Consider the following 21,701-nt stretch of genomic DNA (forward strand, 5'->3'; position numbering starts at 1 on the left):
GAAGCGTGATCGCCGCGCACCGGGTCGGGAGGGAGCCGGATCTAGGGTGGAACCAGCGGCGCGCAGCGATCGGCGAGCGCCATCATGCATCCGCTGGGGGATCATCCGTGAGGAACGTCGATCTCACCTGCCTTGCCTTTGCAGCAGTCCTCGCACTGTCTGCCTGTGGCGCCGACTCGACGGACGCAGGCAGGGCTACCGAGGAACCGGTGACGGCGGCCTCCATCACGCCGAGCACCACGCCGAGCGTCACATCGCAGCCCACATCGCAGCCCACACCGACCTCCGCCGCTGCCACGCCGTCTGCGTCCGCTGCGGCGACACCAGGTCCCGTCACGGCACCGCCCGTGGGACCCTCCCTGATCGATCCTGCGACCTCGCTCTTCACGACTTCGGACGGCCCGTACTCCTTCGTCATGCCGGCCGCCTGGACGGCGATGCCGGTGCCACCGAACGACGCCCCCGACTACGGGGTTCCGATCAGCCGCACCGCGTACTCCATCCGGGATGCGGCCGGCACGGAACTCGCGCTGTTCCAGGGAGGGATTCCCGGCGATGGAGCAGCCGTCCCGCATCCCGGTCATGTGCTGCTCGACAGCGAGGAGCTGCCGGCTCTCTCGGCCCAGGTGGAGGCGGGGCCGGCGGAGATCACTTTCGTCTTCGACTACTACCCGGACTACGCGACCGGTGGCCTCGAGTACAACGCGCGTCTGCACCAGGGGGCGCTGCCGGCGGACGGCACGTACAGCCAGTTCTTCCCGCTCATCTCGGTCGGCACCAACGGTCAGGTCTCCTTCACCGCCACGTTCGACGAGACCCGCTTCGCGGACCCGGCAGACGCAACGGCCTGGCTCGGGACCGAGGACTATGCAGCCCTGCGCGCCATGCTGTGTTCGTTCACCGTCGATGGTTGACCCCTCGGGATGCCCCGCATAGCCTGATCCAAAACATTTGATGCATATAGGGCAACCGCGGGGGTGCGGTCCCGGAGGGAGCCACAGCCATGGAAGAACTGCGCGTCACGGGAGGCGGCCATCTCGGGCCCGTCGACTCCGCCCGCATCCCGCGCTATGCGGGAGCGGCGACCTTCGCGAGGCTGCCCCGGCTCGACCAGGTGGACCGCGCGGACATCGCCGTCGTCGGTGTCCCGTTCGACTCCGGGGTGTCCTACCGGCCGGGCGCCCGCTTCGGCGCCAACCACGTCCGGGAGGCCTCGCGCCTGCTGCGCCCCTACAACCCGGCCCTCGACGTCTCGCCCTTCGAGCGTGTGCAGGTGGCTGACGCGGGTGACATGGCGGTGAACCCGTTCAACATCGGCGAAGCCATCGAGACCGTGCAGCAGAACGCCCTGGACCTCACGGCCGACGGCGCGCGGCTCGTCACGCTCGGCGGGGACCACACCATCGCCCTGCCGCTCCTCCGGGCCGCGGCGGAGCGCGCGGGTTCCCCGGTGGCCATGCTGCACTTCGACGCGCACCTCGACACCTGGGACACCTACTTCGGCGCCGAGTACACGCACGGAACACCCTTCCGTCGCGCCGTGGAGGAGGGCATCCTCGACACCGAGGCCATCTCGCACGTCGGGACGCGCGGGCCGCTCTACGGGGTCCGCGATCTCGAGGACGACCGCAGGTTCGGCTTCGGCATCGTCACCTCCTCCGACGTGTACCGCAAGGGCGTCGACGAGATCGTCGACCAGCTCCGCGCGCGCATCGGGAACCGTCCGCTCTACGTGTCCGTGGACATCGACGTGCTCGACCCCGCGCACGCACCCGGCACGGGAACGCCCGAGGCCGGCGGTATCACCAGCCGCGAGCTGCTGGAGATCCTGCGCGGTCTGCGCGGCCTGAACCTCGTCGGCGCCGACGTCGTCGAGGTGGCCCCCGCCTACGACCACGCCGAGATCACCGGTGTTGCCGCCTCGCACGTCGCCTACGATCTGGTCACGCTCATGGCCGACACCATGGCCCCCGCCGCATCCGCCACGCCCGCTCCGACCACCGAGGACCACTGATGGAGATCACCGACGGCGCCGCATCCGCGCCGCCCGCACCCCTGACCGGCCAGCGGAACGGCGGCGACCTCGTGATCGAGACCCTCGCCGCCCTCGGCGCGACGACGGTGTTCGGCATCCCGGGCCAGCACGCCCTCGGCCTCTTCGACGCGCTCTCCCGCTCGGACCTGCGCTTCGTCTCCTCCCGCGTGGAGAACAACTCGGCCTTCGCCGCGGACGGTTTCTCCCGGGCCACCGGGGACGTCGGCGTGCTGTTCCTCTCCACCGGCCCGGGCGCGCTCACCTCGCTCGCCGGTCTCCAGGAGGCGTACGCCACGGGCGTCCCGATGGTCGTCGTCGCCAGCCAGATCCCGCTCGAGGGCCTCGGCGCCCGACGCAAGGGCATGCTGCACCAGCTCGACGACCAGAAGGCCTCCGCCGCCAACGTCACCAAGAGCCAGCGCCTGATCCAGCACGCCTCCGGCATCCCGTCAGCCATTCAGGACGCCTGGACCGAAGCGGTGTCCTCCCCGCAGGGTCCGGTGTGGGTCGAGGTGCCGCAGAACGTGCTGCTGGACCCGGTCATGGTGCCCAAGGTCGAGGACGCCCTCGCCGAACCCTTCGACAACCCCCCGCGCATCGAGCTCACGCGTGAGGCCGTCGCCTGGCTGAGGGTTTCGACGCGCCCGGCGATCGTCGCGGGCGGCGGTGCGCGCCGCGGCCGCGCCGAGGCATCCCTGCTCTCCCTCGCCGAGAAGCTCGGCGCCCCCGTGGTCTGCTCACCCGGCGGCAACGGCGCGTTCCCCTGGACGCACGAGCTGTCCCTGCAGTCGTGGGTGGAGGACCGTCACGTGACCGAGGTGCTCGAGGACGCGGACGTGCTCCTGGTCGTCGGATCCTCCCTCGGCGAGGTCACCTCCAACTACTTCACCATGGAGCCGCGCGGGCGGATCATCCAGATCGACGCCGAACCGCGCGTGCTCGAGTCGAACCGGCCTGCCCTCGGCATCCGGGCGGACGCGGGCCAGGCGCTCGCGGCCCTCGACGAGGCGCTGCAACCCCTGGCGCGGAATCGCGAGCCCGGGTACGACGCCGTCGCCCTGGTCGCGGAGACTCTCGCGAAGGTCGCGGCGCGGCTGGAAGGCCAGGACCTCGGCAAGGAGCTCGCCTTCATGCGGGACCTCCGTGAGGCGGTCCCCGCAGGCATGCAGACCTTCTGGGACATGACCATCTCCGCCTACTGGGCGTGGAGTTGCTGGGATGCGCGCGAGGGCCAGTTCCACTCCGCACAGGGCGCCGGCGGGCTCGGCTTCGGTTTCCCCGGGGCCATCGGCGGATCGGTGGGCCTCGCCTCCCACGGCCTGCCGGACCGCGTACTCGCGGTCTCGGGCGACGGCTCGGCGATGTACTCCATCGCGGAACTCGCCACGGCGCGGCAGCACGATCTCCCGGTAACCTGGCTGATCGTCGACGACGGCGGCTACGGCATCCTCCGCGAGTACATGGAGGGGGCCTTCGGCAAGGCGACGGCGACGGAACTCGCGAGGCCCGACTTCGTGGCGCTCGCCGAGTCCTTCGGCGTACCCGCACGGCGGGTGACGCCCGAGGACGTCGGCGCAGCGCTCCGGGAGAGCCTCGCGGGGGAGGGGCCGAACGTCGTCGTCGTGGAGACGCTCATGCGGTTGTTCGCCCCGACCCATCTTGATCAGTAGGCTTCCTTTTTCAGCCGGGGAGTGGCAGGGTCGTAAAGCACTGTTCGAACCGCGGACCCGAGGAAGGATCACCATGACATTCAAGAAGGGCGACAAGGTCACCTGGAACACGTCGCAGGGCGAGACCGAGGGCAAGGTCGTGGAGAAGCACGACAAGGAGTTCACGTTCGACGACCAGAAGTTCAAGGCGTCGAAGGACGAGCCGTACTACACGGTCGAGAGTTCGAAGTCGGGCAAGCAGGCTGCCCACAAGGAGAGCGCGCTCTCGAAGAAGTAGCCGATCCGGCGCTGAGAACGCCGAACGGGGCTCCGCATCAGCGGGGCCCCGTCCTGCGTTCAGGAGGTTTCGCTCCAGCGAACCATCCTCAAGCGGATCACTTCAGGGGGTCGTGGCCCCAGTTCATGAGCGAGTAGCGCCACTTCGAGGACTCGATGTCCTCCTTGGTCGGCTTCTGGGCGAGATGCCGGTGCACGTACCCGACCACCGTGTGCATGTGCTTGACGTCGTCGTCCGTGAGGTCGTCCCGCTTGGTGTTCAGGATCTCGATGATGCGTCTGCCGGACTTGTGGCCCACCGATTCGCCCTCGCCCGATTCCTTGTAGCCGACGGCCTTGGATTCCTCGGTGTCGAGCCACGTCTCCAGCTGGGAGGCGCTCATGTTCACGGACTCCTTCCACTTCGGCCAGACGTCGTCGAGATCCTCTGAGTGGTCGGTCATGGTGGCGGACCTTTCGTAGCACTTGCACGGACATGTTCACAACCGGACGTCATGCCGGGGTTGGCAATAGCGTAATCCTAAGCAGGCTGATAGATGTAGAGGGTAGGTCGAACCAACGTCTAAGGAGCTCTACATCATGGCAGGAAACCTTTTGGCACGATCCGCGCACGATCTCGGCGCTGCAGCCTGGTTCGGTGGCACCTTGATGGGCGCTGTCGGACTGAACGGTGCCACCGGCAAGGCGAAGGACCCCAAGGAGCGCACGCGCCTCTCCGCGCTCGGCTGGGCCAAGTGGACCCCCGTTCAGATCGCAGCCTTCGCCGTTCACGGCCTCGGCGGGGTTGCCCTCATCGGAGCGAACAAGGGTCGCGTCGCGGCCCAGGATTCCGTCGGCTCCAACACGGTGTGGAAGTCCCTCGTGACCGTCCTGGGCATGGCCCTCTCGCTCTACTCGGGCATCCTCGGCAAGAAGGTCGGCGAACTCGCCGAACAGGGTGGCGAGGGCGCGACCGAACCCCGTCCCGGCGCGAGCGATGAGCTCGCGAAGGCGCAGTCGCAGCTCAAGGCCACGCAGTGGCTGCTCCCCCTCATCAGTGGCATCGTCATCGTGATGGGCGCGAAGCAGGGCGAGATGCAGCGCCCCGAGAACGTCAAGAAAGGCCTGCTGAAGAAGTAGTCACATCCAGCAGCGTTCCCCGGGACCCCTGCCGATCGTCACCGAACCGGTGTCGGACGGCGGGGGTCCCTGTCGTTGTGATCGCGCAGCGTCGCGGACGCTGCGTGCCCATCGGGATCACTGCATCGTGAAGGCCCGCGCCACCGAGCCGTGCACGGCATCGTTGCGGATGAGCGCCGCGAGGAAGGCGTTGCGGGAGCGCATCAGGGGCCCGGGCAGCGGCCGCCCGAGCGCCATGTTGAGGTGGGCCTTCCGCCGTGCGACGATCGCCTCCGCCTTCCGCTCCTTCTCGTAGCGTGCGAGCGGCCCAGCGACGTCCTCGCCGTCACGGAGCGACGCCGTGATGATGGGCACCAGCCGCTCCGCGTCGAGCCAGCCGAGGTTCATGCCCTGCCCGCCGATGGGACTGACCTCGTGGGCGGCGTCGCCCACGAGAACCGTACGGCCCGCCACGAAGCGTTCCGCGAGTCGTGACTGCACCTCGAAGGCGCTGAGCATCGAGGTGGTCGACGGGTCCACGGACACGCCCGTCCGGTCGTGGATGAGGCTGGTCAGCGCCTCCGCCGTCGGCCGCTCCTGCGGGCAGCCCATGCGGACCACCCAACGCCGGATCCCGCCGGGCAACGGGAAGGATTCCACGATCCCGCCGGTCTCGAGGTAGAGCACCGCGTCGTCGCCGTCGGCGGTGTCGTCCTGGAAGTCGCCCATCACGTAGCAGTCCGGATACCTGCGCGAGGGGGCCCGGATGCCGGCGTCGTCCCTCACCGAGCTGCGCGCGCCGTCGGCGGCGATCACGAGGCGTGCCTCGAGCACGTGGTTCTCGCCCTGCACGCGCGTCACCACCAGCACGTGGTCTCCGGTGTCACGCGTCGTCGCAACCGAGGTACCCCGCTGGAGCGTGCCCGGGAAGTGCTTCTCGAGGTGCAGTTCGAGGACCTCCTCGGTGACCGCCTGCGGTACCGCGAGCACGTACTTCTCCTCCCCGGGGAGCATCGAGAAGGACACCGTGCCCACGTGGCGGCCCGCGCTGCGTGCCACGCCGTCGCGGATCAGGACACCGCGCCGCCGTAGCTCGTCGGCTATCCCGCCGCTCTCGAGCGCCCGCAATGCCGGCGGGTGGATCCCGATGGCGCGCGAGTGGCTGCTGCGCTCGGTCCGGCGCTCCAGGACGACGGCGTCCAGGCCTGCCTGGCGGAGCAGCAGCGCGGTGTACAGGCCCACCGGGCCACCGCCGACCACCACGACGTCATGCATGGGGAGCCCCCTCGGATCGCTTGTCGAGGACGAGGAGGTTGATGAACGGCCTGGCCGTCCGGACCTCCCAGCCGCGCCGGGCCGTGACTGCACTGCGCAGTTCACCGGGCGTGTAGCTCCGGCGGATCGAGGTGAGGCCGTCCTCGCGGATGTAGGAGCCGGGCAGCGGCAGCGTCCCGGCGGAGAAGAGCGCGTATCCGACGGGGTGGCGGGCGATGTCGCTGTGCACCGCGATGTGCCGCGTGAGCTGCTCGGTGTCTTCGAGGAGGCCGTCGAGCTCCGCTGCGTCGAGGTGGTGCAGCACGTGGTTGGACACCACGGCGTCGAACACCGCGTGGTCGGCCACGAGCTCGGAACTCAGCGCGCGGCGGAACGTGACGCCGGGCAGTGGTGGCAGCGCCGCGGCGTAGGCATGGGCCCGTTCGTCGGGATCGACGGCGGTGATCTCCAGCCGCAGGCCGTCGAGCTGTGCCCAGCGCGCCAGGGTCCTCGGCAGGTCGCCGCCGCCCGACCCGATGTCGAGCAGCGTGTTGACGCCGCTGGGGGAGAAGGCGGGCCGCAGCAGGGTGGTGTACGTGCGGCGCCACCCTGAGACGACGGCGTTGACGAGACCGAACTGGGCGTAGGTGCGGTCGAGTTTCCCCGGGTCGCAGTCGGGCCGGTCCATCTGCTCGGTGGCGTGCGTGTCACGCCGGGCGAGGAAGCCGCGTGGGCTCATGCGCCGGCTCTGCTGAGCACGGCCCCGAGATCGTCCGGCACCACGACGTCCTCCGCCGCGACGTCCGTGCGAGCGGTCGGGCTGCCCGTGACCGGCGCACCGATCCGCGTGAACAGGGCGGTCTCCACGGTGAGGCCCGGGCCGAACGCCATGGAGCACACGCGGTTGTTCCCGCCCGTGGTGGGCTGGTCGAGGATGTTCCTGAGGACGAACATCACGGTGGCGCTGCTCATGTTGCCGTAGTCGCGCAGGGTCTCGCGGGCCGGCACGAGCTGCTGCTCCGTGAGCCCGAGCTTCGCCTCCACCTTGTCGAGGATGCTGCGGCCGCCGGGATGGATGGCCCAGTGCTCGATGTCCGTGTAGTCGAGCCCCGTCAGCGTCTCGTCACGGGCGAGCAGCGGCGCGAGGGCTCCGACGATGTGCTCGTCGATGATGTGGGGCACGTAGGTCCCGAGGACCATCTCGAAGCCCTCGTCCCCGATGTTCCAGGCCATGGACTCCTCGCCCACCGGGGTGAGGACGGTCTCGAAGTGGTCGAGGCTGAGCGCGGGTGTGGTCAGGGGCAGGTCGCGTGCCGTCACGATCGCGGCAGCGGCGCCGTCGGCGAACAGGGAGGACCCCACTATGGTGTCCGGGTTGTTGGAGGACCGCACGTGGAGCGAGCAGAGCTCGGCGGACACCACCAGGACGACGGCGTCGGGGTCCGCCTCGCAGAACGCCTTGGCGGAGCGGAGCGCCGGGAAGGCCGCGTAGCAGCCCATGAAGCCCAGGTGGTAGCGCTGGACGGACGGCGCGAGATCGAGTGCGCGGACGATCTTGTAGTCCGGGCCGGGGGCGAAGAAGCCCGTGCAGGAGACGGTGACGACGTGCGTGACGTCGGCGGCCTCGATGCCTTCCGCGGCGTCGAGGGCCTTCCGGGCGGCCTCGACGAACAGCTTGGTGCCCTCCTCCGCGTACACCTCGTTGCGTACCTTGGTGCTGGGCGTGAGGATTCGCATGTTCTTCTGGTCGAAGAACACCGGCTCCTCGGACGCGGTCTCGACCGTGAGTTCCTTGACAGCGGTGTAGCGCGTCTCGATTCCCGAGCTGTCGAAGGCCGCTCCCACGAGCCGCCGGCCGAGCCGCGTGAGGTCCGGTTGTGCCGCGAAGACGTCGCGTACCTGGGGCTGCACCATCGCGGTCTCGGGTACGGCTGTTTCTAGGGACCTCAGGATCACTGTCATAGGTCCATTACTAGAGGACTCACGGCGCAAACACAACGACAGTAGGCACAGCGCAAACACAACGACAGTAGGCTTAGTACCTCCGGCCCCACCCACCAGGAGCATCATGGACAACGAGCCCAGCGGCACCCTCGACCAGGACGATCCGAGAGGCCCCGCAGTGGACGCCTCCACGGAGCTTCAGGAGTACCCCGGCTTCACCGAGCGGATGGATCCGCGCCCCGACCACGGCGAGGACAGCTACACGGGGAGCGGACGGCTCGCCGGTCGGCGGGCGTTCATCACCGGCGGCGATTCAGGCATCGGGAGGGCGGTTGCCCTCGCCTACGCGCGCGAGGGCGCCGACGTCGCCATCGGGTACCTCCCCGAGGAGGAGGAGGACGGCGCCAGCTGCCTCGAACTCGTCCGCGCGGAGGGGCGCACCGCGCTCGCCGTCCCGGGGGACCTGCGCGACGAGGCCTACGCGCCGTCGGCGATCCGGGCGGTCCTCGACGGACTCGGCGGGCTCGACATCCTCGTCAACAACGCCGGCTTCCACATCGCCCAGCCGAACGGACTGCCGGACGTGGATGCCGACCAGCTGCGCCGCACGTTCGAGACGAACGTCTACGGCACCATCTGGCTCACGCAGGCCGCCCTGCCGCACCTCGAGGCCGGGGCGTCGATCATCACCACCACCTCCGTCCAGGGCTACCACCCGACCACGAGCCTCATGGACTACGCCGCCACGAAGGCCGCACTGAACAACCTGACCGTCAGCCTCGCCGAACTGCTCGGCGAGCGTGGTATCCGCGTGAACGCCGTCGCGCCCGGTCCCATCTGGACCCCCCTGCAGCCCGCGACCACCACGAGCGAGAAGCTGGACTCCTTCGGGGAGGACACCCCGCTGGGGCGCATGGGGCAGCCGGCCGAACTGGCAGGTGCCTACGTGTTCCTCGCCTCGAACGACGCCCGCTACGTCTCCGGGGAGATCCTCGGCGTCACGGGAGGCAAGCCCCTGGGCTGAGTGCTGCAGTTCGGACGGAGGAGCCACCAAGCCGGAAGGGCCTGTGCCACGAATCACAGCCATCATCACAGCCAGCAGCGCCGGAGGTCCGTCCGGTGCGGTCCACCGACGATGGGTCGAGCGTTGACACTCCCACAAGCACTCACGAGAACACCGGAGCGTGCCCTGACCGTCCGGCGCCGGGGTTCCACCGCCGCTCTCGGGCTCGTGGCCCTCCTCGCGCTCGCCGGTTGCGGATCGGTCGAGGAGAATCCGCTCGGGGTCAACACGGACAGTGCACCGCAGGTGCAACCCGCCGGGCCCGCGACGGCCGACGGCGGTGCGGCTGCGGCGCCCATCGGCGCGGACCTCGGTGAGGATCCGCTCAACGTCGGGATCGACGGGGCGGACCTCTGCGGCGTACAGCCCGATGACAGCCGGTTGCGCTACACCGTGATGCTCCACAACCCCACGCTCGAGACGTTCACGTTCGGTGAGATGGCGCTCGGCAATCCCGAGGGGCTGAACGTCATCTCCTCGATGGTCCAGACGGCCAATCGCGAGGGCCACAACCACCCGGACGCCCCGGGCAGTGCCCACGAGGAGCACACAGCCGCGCCGACTCCCACGGCGGCACCGGAGCCCATTGGCCCGCCGGTCCCCGCCGCGGGGTACCAGATGAAGCCCGATGCGCACGTGAACATCATCGTGACCGTCGAGCTGGCCGAGGGAGTCACGCATGGCAGCGCCGACAACATCGTGGTGGCGTACTCCACACCGGACCGCGACTACGCGGTGCCGCACAACCTGGGGATCGACGTCGACGCGACCTCCTGCAGCTGACGCGGAGTCGGCCGACGCGGAGTCGGCTGACGCGGAGTCACCTCAGCCGGCGCCCACGACCAGCATGGTGACGGCGAACACGAGGCCCGAAACGATCAGCGTCACCATCGTGTAGCCGAGGATGTCCCGCATCTTCAGCCCGGCGATCGCCAACAGGGGAAGCGCCCAGAAGGGCTGGATCATGTTGGTCCACTGATCGCCGTAGGACACAGCCATGATCGCCACGGCGGGATCCACGCCCAGACGACTGGCGGCGTCGAGCATGATCGGGGCCTGGACGGCGAACTGACCGCCGCCGGAGGGGACGAAGAAGTTGACGAGCCCGGCGGACAGCAGCGCCAGCAGGCCGAAGCTCCCAGGCGTCGCGATGCCGACGATCCCGTCCGAGAGGATCCCGATGAGCCCGGTGGAGCCCATGATGCCCATGATGCCGGCGTAGAGGGGGAACTGCAGGAGGATCTCCCCGACGTTCGCAGCGGCGTTCTTCGTGAGTGCGATCAGTTCGAACGGGCTGCGCACCAGGAGGAACAACAGGGCGAGGAACGTCCAGTTGACGATGTCCAGCGTCGCCGTCCCGCCCTGTACGTAGTGGATCACCAGATACGCGACCAGCGCGAGACCTACGAGGCTGGTCAGGATGCGGCTGGCGTCGAGACGGTCGGCGGGCGTGAGCACCTCGTCCTCGAGGTGGACGTCGTCCGTGGTCCGGGCGTCGAACGGCAGCTCCGTGACGGCGTCGGTGCCCTTGGGTGCGACGAGCGCCAGCGCTCCGGCGACGAGCACGATCGTGGCGACTGCGGCGGTGATGTTCCACCAGGAGAAGGTGGTCTCGGAGACGGGAACGGTGCGGCCCACCTGTTCCGCGATGAAGGAGCCCTCGGTGGCCGCGGTCAGCGGGCCGGAGCCGGAGTAGCCCATGTGCCACACCACGAACCCGGAGAAGCCCGAGGCCACCAGCAGGGGGAAGTGCAGGCGAAGGCCCTTCTCCCGGGCCTGCGCAGCGACCTCCTTGGCGAGCAGCCCACCGATGACCAGTCCGAGCCCCCACGTGATGAGGGACGCGACGGCCGCGACGACGAACACGAACACGTAGGCCTGCACCGCTGTCCGCGGGACGGCGCCCAGGCGCGTGAGCAATCTGCGCACGGGTCCGGTGTGCGCGAGTGCGTGGCCGAGCAGCAGGATCAACGCCATCTGCGTCATGAAGGCCAGGAGGCCGGCCAGGCCGTCACCCCACCCGTCGATCACTTCGACGGGTCCGGCATCCGTGAGCAGGAGGGCGGCGATCGCCACCACGAACGTCAGGACGACGGCGAAGACCAGAGCGCTGGGGATGAACCGCTCCACCAGGGTGTTGACCGGGCGCATCACGGCCGACACCGTGGATCGGCGCGGGGCGGAGGGGGACTTCATGGCGGGCATCGTGGAGACTCCTCGAGTGACGTCGTCGTCTGTCGGCACCGCCGGAACGCCGATGCCGCGCTCCACTGTAGTGCTAGGGCCCTCAACGCAGAACGCGGCACCCGGCCTCGAGGAACATGCCTCGTCGGCCGGATGCCGCGTGGTGACCCTCAGCGCCGTCGGCGCTTCGGGTCAGGAGGAGCGCGAGCTCACAAGCCTCGGATCAGGCCGGGAGCTGCAGGACCGCACCGGTGAAGATGAGGTCCTGGTGGATCACGGTGTCGGCGTTGGCGGCGAACAGGGCCTGCCAGCCACCCTCGACGCCGAGCTTCGTGGCGATCGAGCTGAGCGTGTCGCCGGACTGGATGGTGTAGGTCTCGCCGCTCAGGGCGACGGGAGCCTGGGCCACCGGTGCCTGGACGACCGGTGCCTGGACGACCGGTGCCTGGACGACGGGAGCCTGCTGGACCTGCTGCACCTGGACGGGTGCCTGCTGGACCTGCTGGACCTGAACGGGAGCCTGCGCGGCTGCACCCTGCGAGCCGCCGACGGCGGTGGACGACCCGGAGGTCAGACCGAGCTTGGCGGAGCAGGCGGGCCAGGCGCCCCAGCCCTGCATCTGCTGGAGGTTCGCGGCGACGCGCTTCTGCTCGGCGACGCTCGCGGCGGCGGGCGAGCCCGTACCGCCGGCTGCGTTCCAGCTGGACTGCGAGAACTGCAGGCCACCGAGGTAGCCGTTACCCGTGTTGATGCTCCAGTTCCCGCCGCTCTCGCACTGCGCGAGCTGGTCCCAGGTGTCTGCGTTGGCTGCACCGGCTGCTGCGCCGAGGCCGAGGCCGGTGAGGGCCACTGCTGCGAGTCCGCGACGGGCGCCTGTGCTGAAAGAGGTTGTTTTCATGGGGTTACGATGCTCCGAAAGGCCACCCGCACTAGGTCCGTCCCCGGACTTCTTCGCGCCGCTGCTCACCTTGACGTTCTAGAGGTCATGGTTCGGCAGCCGCCGGTTGAGCAACGAGCGGTGGAGGGCGGTGCCGGGCATTCATCGCTGCCTGATTTTCTGCAGCTCATTCGCTTCCCCGGACGGGGAACTCGTCCCACCGTAAAGCAATTCTGATTTGATGCCAAACCGGTACGGCGCGCCGCTTGACATCGCTCGAAGATGAGGGAAAAGAGCTGGCGAATATGAACTTTGTCTGCCACACTGACGCTTCTCCGAGCGCCAGAGTCGAGATGAACACGCGGAAAAGGCCCGGATCCTGCGGATCCGGGCCCTCTCGGCGCTTCCTCCCGCGGTCGCGCTCGGGGGCGGTCAGGTCGTGGTCAGGCCGCTACGTAGCCGTGCGGATCGAGGACGTACTTGGTGGCCGCTCCGGCGTCGAACTCCTCGTAGCCGCGCGGCGCCTCGTCGAGCCCGATCGACTTTGCGTTGACCGCTTTCGCGATATGAACGCGGTCGTGGAGGATCGCCATCATCAGACCGCGGTTGTACTTCATCACCGGGCACTGACCGGTGGTGAAGGAGAGCGACTTCGCCCACCCCGTCCCGAGGCTGATCGAGAGCGAGCCCACCTTCGCGGCGTCGTCCACTGCTCCCGGGTCCCCGGTGACGTAGAGCCCGGGTATGCCGAGTGCCCCGCCCGCCGCCGTCACGTCCATGAGCGAGTTCAGCACCGTCGCGGGAGCCTCCGTGCCCGAGCCGGACCCGTGTCCGCGCGCTTCGAAGCCCACGGCGTCCACGCCGCAGTCCACCTCCGGCACGCCGAGCAACTGCTCGATCTGGTCGCGTGGATCGCCCTTCGAGACGTCCACGGTCTCGCAGCCGAAGCTCCGGGCCTGCGCCAGGCGGTCCTCGTTGAGGTCGCCGACGATCACCACGGCGGCGCCGAGCAGCTGTGCCGACACGGCGGCGGCCAGGCCCACGGGCCCCGCACCCGCCACGTACACGGTGGACCCGACGCCGACACCGGCGGTGACGGCGCCGTGGAAGCCCGTGGGGAAGATGTCGGACAGCATGGTGAGGTCGAGGATCTTCTCGAGCGCCTGGTCCCGGTCCGGGAACTTCAGCAGGTTCCAGTCGGCGTAGGGGACCAGCACGTACTCGGCCTGCCCGCCGACCCAGCCGCCCATGTCCACGTAGCCGTACGCGCTGCCCGGCCGGTCCGGGTTCACGTTGAGGCAGATGCCCGTCTTGCGTTCCTTGCAGTTGCGGCACCGGCCGCACGCGATGTTGAACGGCACGGAGCAGATGTCACCCACCTTGATGAATTCGACGTCGCGCCCCACCTCGACCACTTCACCCGTGATCTCGTGGCCGAGCACGAGGTCCGCGGGCGCCGTGGTGCGTCCCCGGACCATGTGCTGGTCCGAGCCGCAGATGTTGGTGGTCACCGTCTTCAGGATCACGCCGTGGTGGACCGAGCGGCCCACGTTGGCCGGGTTCACCCCCGGCCCGTCCTTGAGTTCGAACGTGGGGTAGTCGATGTCGATGACCTCGACCTTCCCCGGTCCCTTGTACGCAACAGCTCTGTTACCGCTCATGGAACTCGCCTTTCGTGGTGCGTCGAACCGCCCGGTGGACCCGGGCGTCGGAACCCGCGGGCTTCGCCGTCGTGCCTGCTGTGCCCGCCGATGGGGCCAACGTACAGGCTGGCGAGCCACGGCGATACGGCCCTCGGCGAGGCGGTCGTCTTGTGCGCCGGACGGGCGGGGAAGAGTATGGGCTCATGACACGGACCGCGCTCGTCACGGGTGGCACCTCGGGCATCGGGGCCGAGTTCGCCCGCCGGCTCGCCGCGGACGGGCATGCGCTCGTCCTCGTGGCGCGCACGGACGAACGCCTGCGCAACGTGGCGGAAGAGCTGCGCGAGCGCTGGGGTGTCGACGTCGAGACGATCACCGCGGACCTGCTCGACGACGCCGGACGGGCCCGGGTGCAGGAGCGCCTGGCCCGCACGGACCGTCCGGTGACGGTGCTCGTGAACAACGCGGGCTACGGGGTGGCCCTCCCGTTCGCGGACAACACGCTCGACGACGAGATCCGGCACCTCAGGATCCACGTCGAGGTCCCCCTGGCGCTGGCGCACACGGCGCTGGCGACCATGAGGGCGCACGGCTCGGGCACGATCATCAACGTCGCGAGCGTGGCGGGCTTCACCCCGCGGGGCACCTACGGTGCGGCGAAGGCCGCGATGATCAGCTTCAGCCGGTGGGCGAACATCACCTACCGGGCCGACGGCGTCCGGGTGACGGCACTGTGTCCGGGCTTCGTCCGCACCGAGTTCCACCAGAGGATGGGCGTGGAGACGTCGTCCATCCCGTCCTTCCTGTGGCTCGGGGCGGCCCAGGTGGTCGCCGAAGGGCTTCGCGATGCCGCGGCCGGCAAGGCGGTCTCGATCCCCAGTGCGCGGTACCGGGTCCTCGTGGCGCTCGCCCGCGTGGTGCCGGCGTCGATCGTGGCGCGCCTCGCGCAGCGGGGTCGCTGAGGAGCGCCGCTGATCCGGGTCGCCGAGGAGCGTCGCTGGGCCGCATCGCTGAGCCGCACCGCGTCGTCGGGCCGCGTCCGCTGATACACGGCGCCGCTCCGCGCCACCGTGTCCCGCCCGCTCAGGAGCGGTGCGCTGCGCTGTCCCAGCCGTCGGGCTCCTGCGACTCCTCCGGGCGGGACTGCCCGCCGTCGTCGTCCGCGCCGGTACCGGTACCGGTGGCGTCCTCCGCGGGGGAGTCGGCCCCGGTGAAGGCGGCGGGAACAGCTCCGGCCTCGTGGGTGGACTGCTCGTCGCGGATGGTGGCGGAGCCGTGGCCGGCGGCGCCCGCCGATGGATCGAGGACGTGCTCCCGCCGGTCGGCAGCGGGGTGGCCGTCGCTCGGACGGGCGTCGGTGGGCTCGGTCATGGTGCTCCTTCGGGTCCCGGTGGGGCCGGCCGGTGCCGGGCGGCCCACCGCACGTGCCGCCCGGAAGTGGGGGTGGCGTGGGCAACACTGTGGAACAGGTTCCCATGCTCCTGATCTTCCCGGACGCACGGCGTGTTTCAAGCCCTGATCGGCGCCGGATCCGAGGCGGTCAGTGTGCTTATGATGGGGGACCGCAGATGAAGAAGCCCCTTACAAGGAGGTAGGACGATGGCTGGATACTTCAAACTGGTGGACGCTCACGACGACGGTTTCCGGGTGAAGCTGACCGCCCCCGACGGAACCCTCGTGGCGGTCTCCACCTTCTATGCCTCGAAGCAGGAAGCGATCGCCGGAATCGAGATGATCCGCGAGATCGCAGGCACCGGCCCGATCGTCGACCACAGCCGCCAGGTCTCCCCGGAGCAGGACGAGTTGCTGTTCGGCGCGGATGCCCTTCCCGAGGAGTCGATCGCCGTCCAGTCCCGGAGGTGACGCGCCGTACGCTTCGGTGTACGACTGTATACAGTGCGGGTAGGCGTGGCTTAGTATGAAGGTATTCCACAACCTCTGAAGGGAGCCAACGTCATGTCGACTGCGGACTCATTCGGTGCGAAAGGCGTCCTCGACGTCGCCGGTGCCGAGTACGAAATTTTCCGACTGGGCGCGGTTGACGGCGCCGACAATCTTCCGTTCAGCCTCAAGGTACTGCTGGAGAACCTGCTGCGCACCGAAGACGGTGCCAACATCACGGCCGACCACGTGCGCGCCCTCGCCCAGTGGGACGCGGACGCCGAGCCGGACACCGAGATCCAGTTCACGCCGGCCCGCGTGATCATGCAGGACTTCACGGGCGTCCCCTGCATCGTGGACCTCGCCACCATGCGTGAGGCCGTCGCCGACCTCGGCGGCGACCCGACGCGCGTCAACCCGCTTGCGCCCGCCGAGATGGTCATCGACCACTCCGTGCAGATCGACGCCTTCGGCAACGCCGGTGCGCTCGAGCGGAACATGGAGATCGAGTACCAGCGCAACGGCGAGCGCTACCAGTTCCTCCGGTGGGGCCAGACGGCGTTCGACGACTTCAAGGTCGTCCCCCCGGGGATGGGTATCGTCCACCAGGTCAACCTCGAGTACCTGGCGCGCACCGTCATGACCCGCGAGGTGGACGGCGTGCTCCGTGCCTACCCCGACACCTGCGTGGGTACCGACTCGCACACCACCATGGTCAACGGCCTCGGCGTGCTCGGCTGGGGCGTGGGCGGCATCGAGGCCGAGGCGGCCATGCTCGGCCAGCCCGTCTCCATGCTCATCCCGCGCGTCGTCGGCTTCAAGCTCACCGGAGAGATCCCCGCGGGAGCCACGGCCACGGACGTGGTGCTCACCATCACCCAGATCCTGCGCAAGCACGGCGTGGTCGGCAAGTTCGTCGAGTTCTACGGCCAGGGCGTGGCGTCCGTGCCGCTCGCGAACCGCGCCACGATCGGCAACATGAGCCCGGAGTTCGGCTCCACGGCCGCCATGTTCCCGATCGACGACGTCACCCTCGACTACCTGCGCCTCACCGGCCGGCCCGCCGAGAACGTGGCGCTGGTCGAGGCCTACGCCAAGGAGCAGGGCCTCTGGCACGACCCCTCCCGCGAGATCCGCTTCTCCGAGTACCTCGAGCTGGACCTCTCGACCGTCGTGCCCTCGATCGCCGGCCCGAAGCGCCCGCAGGACCGCGTGGAGCTCACGAAGGCCAAGAGTCAGTTCCGCGAGGACCTGCGCAACTACTCGGACGACCCCGACCTGACGTTCGCGCCGGGCGGCACCGTCGACGAGTCCTCGCAGGAGAGCTTCCCCGCGTCCGACTCCCCGAGCTTCACCCCGGGTACCACCGCATCCGTCACGGACGAGAACTCGGAGCCACGGGAGACCGTCGGCGCCGGTGCAGGTGGTTCACGCCCGTCGAAGAAGGTAGCCGTCAGCATGAAGGACGGCCGCGAGTTCGAGCTCGACCACGGGATCGTCAGCATCGCGTCGATCACCTCGTGCACCAACACGTCCAACCCGTCCGTCATGCTCGCCGCCGCCGTGCTGGCACGCAACGCGGTCGAGAAGGGCCTCGTGTCCAAGCCGTGGGTCAAGACCTCCGTGGCGCCGGGCTCGAAGGTCGTCACCGACTACTACGAGAAGTCGGGCCTGATCCCGTACCTCGAGAAGCTCGGCTTCTTCACCGTGGGTTACGGCTGCGCCACCTGCATCGGCAACTCGGGTCCGCTCGAGGACGAGATCTCGCAGGCCATCCAGGACAACGACCTCGCGGTCACGGCCGTCCTGTCCGGCAACCGGAACTTCGAGGGCCGCATCAACCCGGACGTCAAGATGAACTACCTGGCCTCACCGCCACTGGTGGTCGCCTACGCCCTGGCCGGCACCATGGACTTCGACTTCGACAACGAGCCCCTCGGCCAGGACGAGTCGGGCACGGACGTGTTCCTGAAGGACATCTGGCCGAACCCGGTCGAGGTGCAGAAGGTCATCGACGAGTCCATCGACGAGGACATGTTCACCTCGAGCTACGCGACCATCTTCGAGGGCGACGACCGCTGGAAGTCGCTGCCGACGCCCGCCGGCGACACCTTCGCCTGGGATCCCGAGTCCACGTACGTGCGGAAGCCCCCGTACTTCGAGGGCCTGCAGCGCGAGGCGAGCCCGGTCGAGGACATCGACGGCGCGCGTGTCCTGCTGAAGCTCGGCGACTCGGTCACCACCGACCACATCTCGCCCGCGGGTTCGTTCAAGTCCGACACCCCGGCCGGCCGGTACCTCACCGAGAAGGGTGTGGAGCGCAAGGACTTCAACTCCTACGGCTCACGCCGTGGCAACCACGAGGTCATGATCCGCGGCACCTTCGCGAACATCCGGATCAAGAACCAGCTGCTCGACGGCGTCGAGGGCGGGTTCACGCGGGACTTCTCGCAGGCCGACGCACCGCAGGCCGCGGTGTACGACGCCGCGGAGAACTACCGCGCGGCGGGCACCCCGCTCGTGGTCCTCGCGGGCAAGGAGTACGGCTCCGGGTCCTCGCGTGACTGGGCTGCGAAGGGCACCGCCCTGCTGGGTGTGAAGGCCGTCGTCGCCGAGAGCTACGAGCGCATCCACCGCTCCAACCTCATCGGCATGGGCGTGCTGCCGCTGCAGTACCCCGCGGGCCAGAACGCCGAGTCCCTCGGACTCACGGGTACCGAGACGTTCTCGGTCAGCGGTGTCACGGAGCTCAACGAGGGCCGCACGCCCCGCACCGTGCACGTGACCGCGGCGCCCGCCGACGGCGGCACGCCGGTGGAATTCGACGCCGTGCTGCGCATCGACACCCCGGGCGAAGCGGACTACTACCGCAACGGCGGCATCCTGCAGTACGTGCTGCGCCAGCTCGCCAGCTGACGTCCGGTTGTACCTGCGCGTTCCGGGCCGGGAGGGAAACCTCCCGGCCCGGCCCGTCTGACGGGCCACCGGCACCACTCCCATCCGTTCCGTCCCCACTGCGAGGAAATCCATGGTCGAGTCGACAGAGGCGTCACCGCGCGTCGACGGCGAGTCGATCTTCCGCGTGCTCCGCAGCGAGATCCTCGCCGGGGTGCACCCGCCGGGCACAGCGCTGCGGGAGGTGGTGATCTCCGAGCGGTTCGGGGTCTCCCGCACGCCCGTCCGGGAGGCTCTCAGCCGGCTGCAGCACGAACGCCTGCTCGAGCGCGCCGCACGGGGTCTGCAGGTACCGCAGATCGACCCTCAGGAGGTCATCCAGATCTACGACCTCCGCGTCATGCTCGAGGAGGAGGCCGCGGGCCAGGCAGCCCTGAACCGGGGCACGGCCGATCTCATGCGGCTCGAGGCGCTGCTGGAGCGTGACCGCGCCGTCGTCGATCCCGATGACACCGTGAGGGTCACCAACAACCTCGAGTTCCACACCACGCTCTGGGCCTCCGCGCGGAACCCGATCCTGATGGACCTGCTGCAGCGGTTGTCCACGCACCTCATCCACACGCCGCGGTCCACGCTGTCCGTGGGGGACAGGTGGCAGGAGGTCCTCGTGGAGCACGAGGAGCTCATCAGCGCCATCGCGGAGCGTCGCAGTGATGACGCCCGGACCATCGCCCGGCGGCACCTGGAGACCGCTCGGACCCTCCGCCTCGAGCTGTTGCGCACCACCGCGGCGGACCGGCCGTGACGGAGGGGCGCCCGGAGCGCAGCCGCCTCCTGCTCGACGTCGACACCGGCATCGACGACGCCGTCGCGCTCCTGTACCTCCTGGCGACCCCCGGGGTGAGCATCGAGGCGATCACCTGCACGGCGGGGAACGTGGGCGCCCGTCAGGTGGCGCTCAACAACCTCGCCCTCCTCGAGTTGTGCGGAAAGGCGGGCGTCGAGGTGGCGATCGGTAGCGAGGTACCCCTCGAGGTGCCGCTCGTGACCACGGAGGAGACGCACGGCGACCAGGGCATCGGGTACGCCGTGCTGCCGGAACCCCGCGGCCGTGTCTCCGGCAGGCATGCCGTGGACGTGTGGGTGGAGGCCGTGCGCTGCCACCCCGGTCTGATCACCGGGGTGGTGACCGGACCGCTGACCAACCTCGCGCTGGCCCTGCGGGCCGAGCCCGAGCTGCCCCACCTCCTCAAGGGCCTCGTCATCATGGGCGGGGCCTTCCACCACCCCGGGAACACCACCCCGGTGGCGGAGTGGAACATTCACGTGGACCCGCACGCGGCCCGGGAGGTCTTCGCCGCCTACGAGGGCCTGCCGGTCGAGAAGCTCCCGATCGTCTGCGCGCTCGAGACCACCGAGCGGATCGAGTGCACGCCCGCGCACATCGACGCCCTCGCGCGCGCTGCCGGTGCGGGACCGGAGCTGCTCTCACCCGAGGACCCGCCGGGGCTCCGCAGCGGGAGCGACAACGACGTCGTCGCCTGTGTGTCCGATGCCCTCCGCTTCTACATGGAGTTCCACCGCGCGTACGACCAGGGGTACATCGCGCACCTCCACGACCTCTTCGCCGTCATGGTCGCCACGGGCGAGGCCTCCTTCGAGGAGAGGCTCGCGACGGTGGACGTCGAGACGTCCTCGCCACTGACCATCGGCCAGACCGTCGCGGACACCGTGGGCATGTGGAAGCGCAGACCGAACGCGAGGATCGTCACGGGGAACCAGCCTGCCGCGGTGTTCGAGCTCATGGTGCAGCGACTCGCGGACCTCGCGCGCATGCACGGCTGACCCGGCCCGACCCCGCTTCCACCCCGACGCGAGCCAGTCTCTGCCCGTCTCCGCCCTGTCCCTACCTGCCTCCGCCCCGCCACCGCGCGGCTGCGCCGGGTGAGCGGCCGGTACACTGGGGCTGCCCGCGTAGCTGCCGGCCGGCACCGAGGTGACATGAGGTGCGCTGACCTCACCCCGACGCGCCCTAGGACCACCGTGACACCCCTGACCCTCGCAGCCGATCCCGCGACACAGCGGCCGCGCCGACTGCTGATCATCCTCGGTGCCGTTCTCATCGCGGCCACCTACCTCTTCCTCGTCACCGTTCAGCCCGCGGAGATCGCCGGCGGCATGGGCAGCACCGCCTCCCTCGTGGTGCTCTTCGGATTCCTCGGCGGCGGCGCCCTCCTCGTCGCGGGCATCCTGCCGACGCTGAGCACCAGCTCGCTCGTCGTCATGCCCATCGGCATCGCCCTGAACATCGCGATCGGTCAGATCGCCGGCTCGCTCGGCATGCAGATCTACCTGGATGCCATCGGGACGGTGCTCGTGGCCGTCCTCGCAGGGCCCGCAGCCGGAGCCGCGACGGGCGCCATCAGCAACGCACTGTGGGGGCTCTTCAACCCCTTCGCCCTGCCCTTCGCGGCCGGCGCGGCGCTGATCGGCGTCCTCGCAGGGCTCGCCGCGAAGTACGGAGCCTTTCGCCACGTGTACCTGGCGCCCGTGGCCGGGCTCGTCGTCGGCGCGGTGGGCGGGCTCATCGCCGCCCCGGTGGCCGCGTTCATGTTCGGCGGGGGCGGCACGGTGGGAACCAACGCGATCATCGCCGTCTTCCGGTCCATGGGTGACAAGCTGCTCGTCGCCGCCACCAAGCAGGGCCTGCTCTCGGACTCCGTGGACAAGATCGTCGTGTTCGTCGTCGTCGCCCTGATCGTCTATGCCCTGCCCCGCCGCGCCGTCCGCCAGTTCCCCTTCGCGAGGACCCACCGCGTCCTCGGCGTCCGGAGCGGTGACCGCGCGGTCGGGCACGACGCCGGAAGCCCCGCGACCTGAC

The 21,701-nt window shown here is 69.5% G+C and carries 21 protein-coding genes; 13 read left to right on the forward strand and 8 right to left on the reverse strand.

Features of this window, described 5'->3' with window-relative positions; genetic code table 11:
• Positions 1-107 precede the first annotated feature (107 nt).
• From AC4D16_RS09105 to AC4D16_RS09120, 4 genes are all read left to right on the forward strand, one after another.
• Positions 108-914: a hypothetical protein gene (locus tag AC4D16_RS09105; RefSeq protein WP_490954743.1), complete on the forward strand. Its 807-nt coding sequence runs from the start codon at positions 108-110 to the stop codon at positions 912-914.
• A gap of 89 nt (positions 915-1,003) precedes the next feature.
• Positions 1,004-2,014, forward strand: coding sequence for an agmatinase (speB, locus tag AC4D16_RS09110; RefSeq protein ID WP_490954744.1), 1,011 nt, complete (start codon positions 1,004-1,006; stop codon positions 2,012-2,014).
• A complete protein-coding gene (locus tag AC4D16_RS09115) occupies positions 2,014-3,705 on the forward strand; it encodes a thiamine pyrophosphate-binding protein (protein ID WP_490954745.1) in 1,692 nt (563 codons plus the stop codon). The genes speB and AC4D16_RS09115 overlap by 1 nt, the downstream gene beginning before the upstream one ends.
• A gap of 73 nt (positions 3,706-3,778) precedes the next feature.
• Entirely contained in the window at positions 3,779-3,982 is a 204-nt protein-coding gene (locus AC4D16_RS09120; RefSeq protein WP_490950553.1) for a hypervirulence associated TUDOR domain-containing protein, read from the forward strand.
• A 97-nt stretch (positions 3,983-4,079) separates the two neighbouring features.
• On the opposite strand, the gene AC4D16_RS09125 is transcribed toward AC4D16_RS09120, so the two are convergent.
• Positions 4,080-4,424, reverse strand: a complete 345-nt coding sequence (locus tag AC4D16_RS09125) for a DUF3140 domain-containing protein (protein ID WP_490954746.1) — start codon at positions 4,422-4,424, stop codon at positions 4,080-4,082.
• 136 nt (positions 4,425-4,560) lie between these two features.
• On the opposite strand from AC4D16_RS09125, the gene AC4D16_RS09130 reads away from it, so the two are divergent.
• The gene (locus AC4D16_RS09130; protein ID WP_490950551.1) at positions 4,561-5,100 is read left to right on the forward strand and encodes a hypothetical protein; all 540 of its coding nucleotides are present in this window, start codon (positions 4,561-4,563) and stop codon (positions 5,098-5,100) included.
• A 117-nt stretch (positions 5,101-5,217) separates the two neighbouring features.
• Here AC4D16_RS09130 and AC4D16_RS09135 read toward each other — a convergent pair whose 3' ends face one another.
• Genes AC4D16_RS09135 through AC4D16_RS09145 form a run of 3 tightly spaced genes read right to left on the reverse strand, consistent with a single transcriptional unit; the run spans position 5,218 to position 8,403 of the window.
• The gene (locus AC4D16_RS09135) at positions 5,218-6,354 is read right to left on the reverse strand and encodes an FAD-dependent oxidoreductase (protein ID WP_490954747.1); all 1,137 of its coding nucleotides are present in this window, start codon (positions 6,352-6,354) and stop codon (positions 5,218-5,220) included.
• On the reverse strand, positions 6,347-7,072 hold the full coding sequence (locus AC4D16_RS09140; protein WP_490950549.1) for a class I SAM-dependent methyltransferase: 726 nt from the start codon (positions 7,070-7,072) through the stop codon (positions 6,347-6,349). Before AC4D16_RS09140 ends, AC4D16_RS09135 begins: the two co-directional genes overlap by 8 nt.
• On the reverse strand, positions 7,069-8,403 hold the full coding sequence (locus AC4D16_RS09145) for a type III polyketide synthase (protein WP_490954748.1): 1,335 nt from the start codon (positions 8,401-8,403) through the stop codon (positions 7,069-7,071). The genes AC4D16_RS09140 and AC4D16_RS09145 overlap by 4 nt, the downstream gene beginning before the upstream one ends.
• On the opposite strand from AC4D16_RS09145, the gene AC4D16_RS09150 reads away from it, so the two are divergent.
• Complete coding sequence (locus AC4D16_RS09150; RefSeq protein WP_490954749.1) at positions 8,402-9,301, forward strand: SDR family oxidoreductase; 900 nt, start codon at positions 8,402-8,404, stop codon at positions 9,299-9,301. The two genes, AC4D16_RS09145 and AC4D16_RS09150, sit on opposite strands and share 2 nt — an antisense overlap.
• A 123-nt stretch (positions 9,302-9,424) precedes the next feature.
• On the forward strand, positions 9,425-10,123 hold the full coding sequence (locus tag AC4D16_RS09155; RefSeq protein WP_490954750.1) for a hypothetical protein: 699 nt from the start codon (positions 9,425-9,427) through the stop codon (positions 10,121-10,123).
• A gap of 42 nt (positions 10,124-10,165) precedes the next feature.
• Here AC4D16_RS09155 and AC4D16_RS09160 read toward each other — a convergent pair whose 3' ends face one another.
• The 3 genes from AC4D16_RS09160 to fdhA all read right to left on the reverse strand — a co-directional run bounded on the left by AC4D16_RS09160 (position 10,166) and on the right by fdhA (position 14,062).
• Positions 10,166-11,545 (reverse strand): short-chain fatty acid transporter, encoded by a 1,380-nt coding sequence (locus AC4D16_RS09160; RefSeq protein WP_490950546.1) that lies wholly within the window; start codon positions 11,543-11,545, stop codon positions 10,166-10,168.
• 202 nt (positions 11,546-11,747) lie between these two features.
• A complete protein-coding gene (locus AC4D16_RS09165; protein WP_490954751.1) occupies positions 11,748-12,422 on the reverse strand; it encodes a transglycosylase family protein in 675 nt (224 codons plus the stop codon).
• A gap of 422 nt (positions 12,423-12,844) precedes the next feature.
• The gene (fdhA, locus tag AC4D16_RS09170) at positions 12,845-14,062 is read right to left on the reverse strand and encodes a formaldehyde dehydrogenase, glutathione-independent (RefSeq protein ID WP_490950544.1); all 1,218 of its coding nucleotides are present in this window, start codon (positions 14,060-14,062) and stop codon (positions 12,845-12,847) included.
• A gap of 185 nt (positions 14,063-14,247) precedes the next feature.
• On the opposite strand from fdhA, the gene AC4D16_RS09175 reads away from it, so the two are divergent.
• Positions 14,248-15,006, forward strand: a complete 759-nt coding sequence (locus AC4D16_RS09175; protein WP_490954752.1) for an SDR family NAD(P)-dependent oxidoreductase — start codon at positions 14,248-14,250, stop codon at positions 15,004-15,006.
• 121 nt (positions 15,007-15,127) lie between these two features.
• Here the strand turns inward: AC4D16_RS09175 and AC4D16_RS09180 are convergent, their stop codons facing one another.
• Positions 15,128-15,415 carry a hypothetical protein gene (locus AC4D16_RS09180; protein WP_490950542.1) on the reverse strand — a complete coding sequence of 96 codons (288 nt, stop codon included), beginning with the start codon at positions 15,413-15,415 and terminating at the stop codon, positions 15,128-15,130.
• Between the two features lie 228 nt (positions 15,416-15,643).
• Here AC4D16_RS09180 and AC4D16_RS09185 point away from each other — a divergent pair, with 228 nt between their 5' ends.
• From AC4D16_RS09185 to AC4D16_RS09205, 5 genes are all read left to right on the forward strand, one after another.
• Positions 15,644-15,907 (forward strand): YegP family protein, encoded by a 264-nt coding sequence (locus AC4D16_RS09185; RefSeq protein WP_490950541.1) that lies wholly within the window; start codon positions 15,644-15,646, stop codon positions 15,905-15,907.
• Between the two features lie 93 nt (positions 15,908-16,000).
• Positions 16,001-18,841 (forward strand): aconitate hydratase, encoded by a 2,841-nt coding sequence (locus tag AC4D16_RS09190; protein ID WP_490950540.1) that lies wholly within the window; start codon positions 16,001-16,003, stop codon positions 18,839-18,841.
• Positions 18,842-18,953: 112 nt separating this feature from the next.
• Positions 18,954-19,625 carry a GntR family transcriptional regulator gene (locus tag AC4D16_RS09195; RefSeq protein WP_490950539.1) on the forward strand — a complete coding sequence of 224 codons (672 nt, stop codon included), beginning with the start codon at positions 18,954-18,956 and terminating at the stop codon, positions 19,623-19,625.
• A complete protein-coding gene (locus tag AC4D16_RS09200) occupies positions 19,622-20,665 on the forward strand; it encodes a nucleoside hydrolase (protein ID WP_490954753.1) in 1,044 nt (347 codons plus the stop codon). The genes AC4D16_RS09195 and AC4D16_RS09200 overlap by 4 nt, the downstream gene beginning before the upstream one ends.
• A gap of 198 nt (positions 20,666-20,863) precedes the next feature.
• Entirely contained in the window at positions 20,864-21,700 is an 837-nt protein-coding gene (locus AC4D16_RS09205; protein WP_490950537.1) for an ECF transporter S component, read from the forward strand.
• Position 21,701: the final 1 nt, after the last annotated feature.

The organism is Arthrobacter sp. TJ-236, from assembly GCF_058269235.1.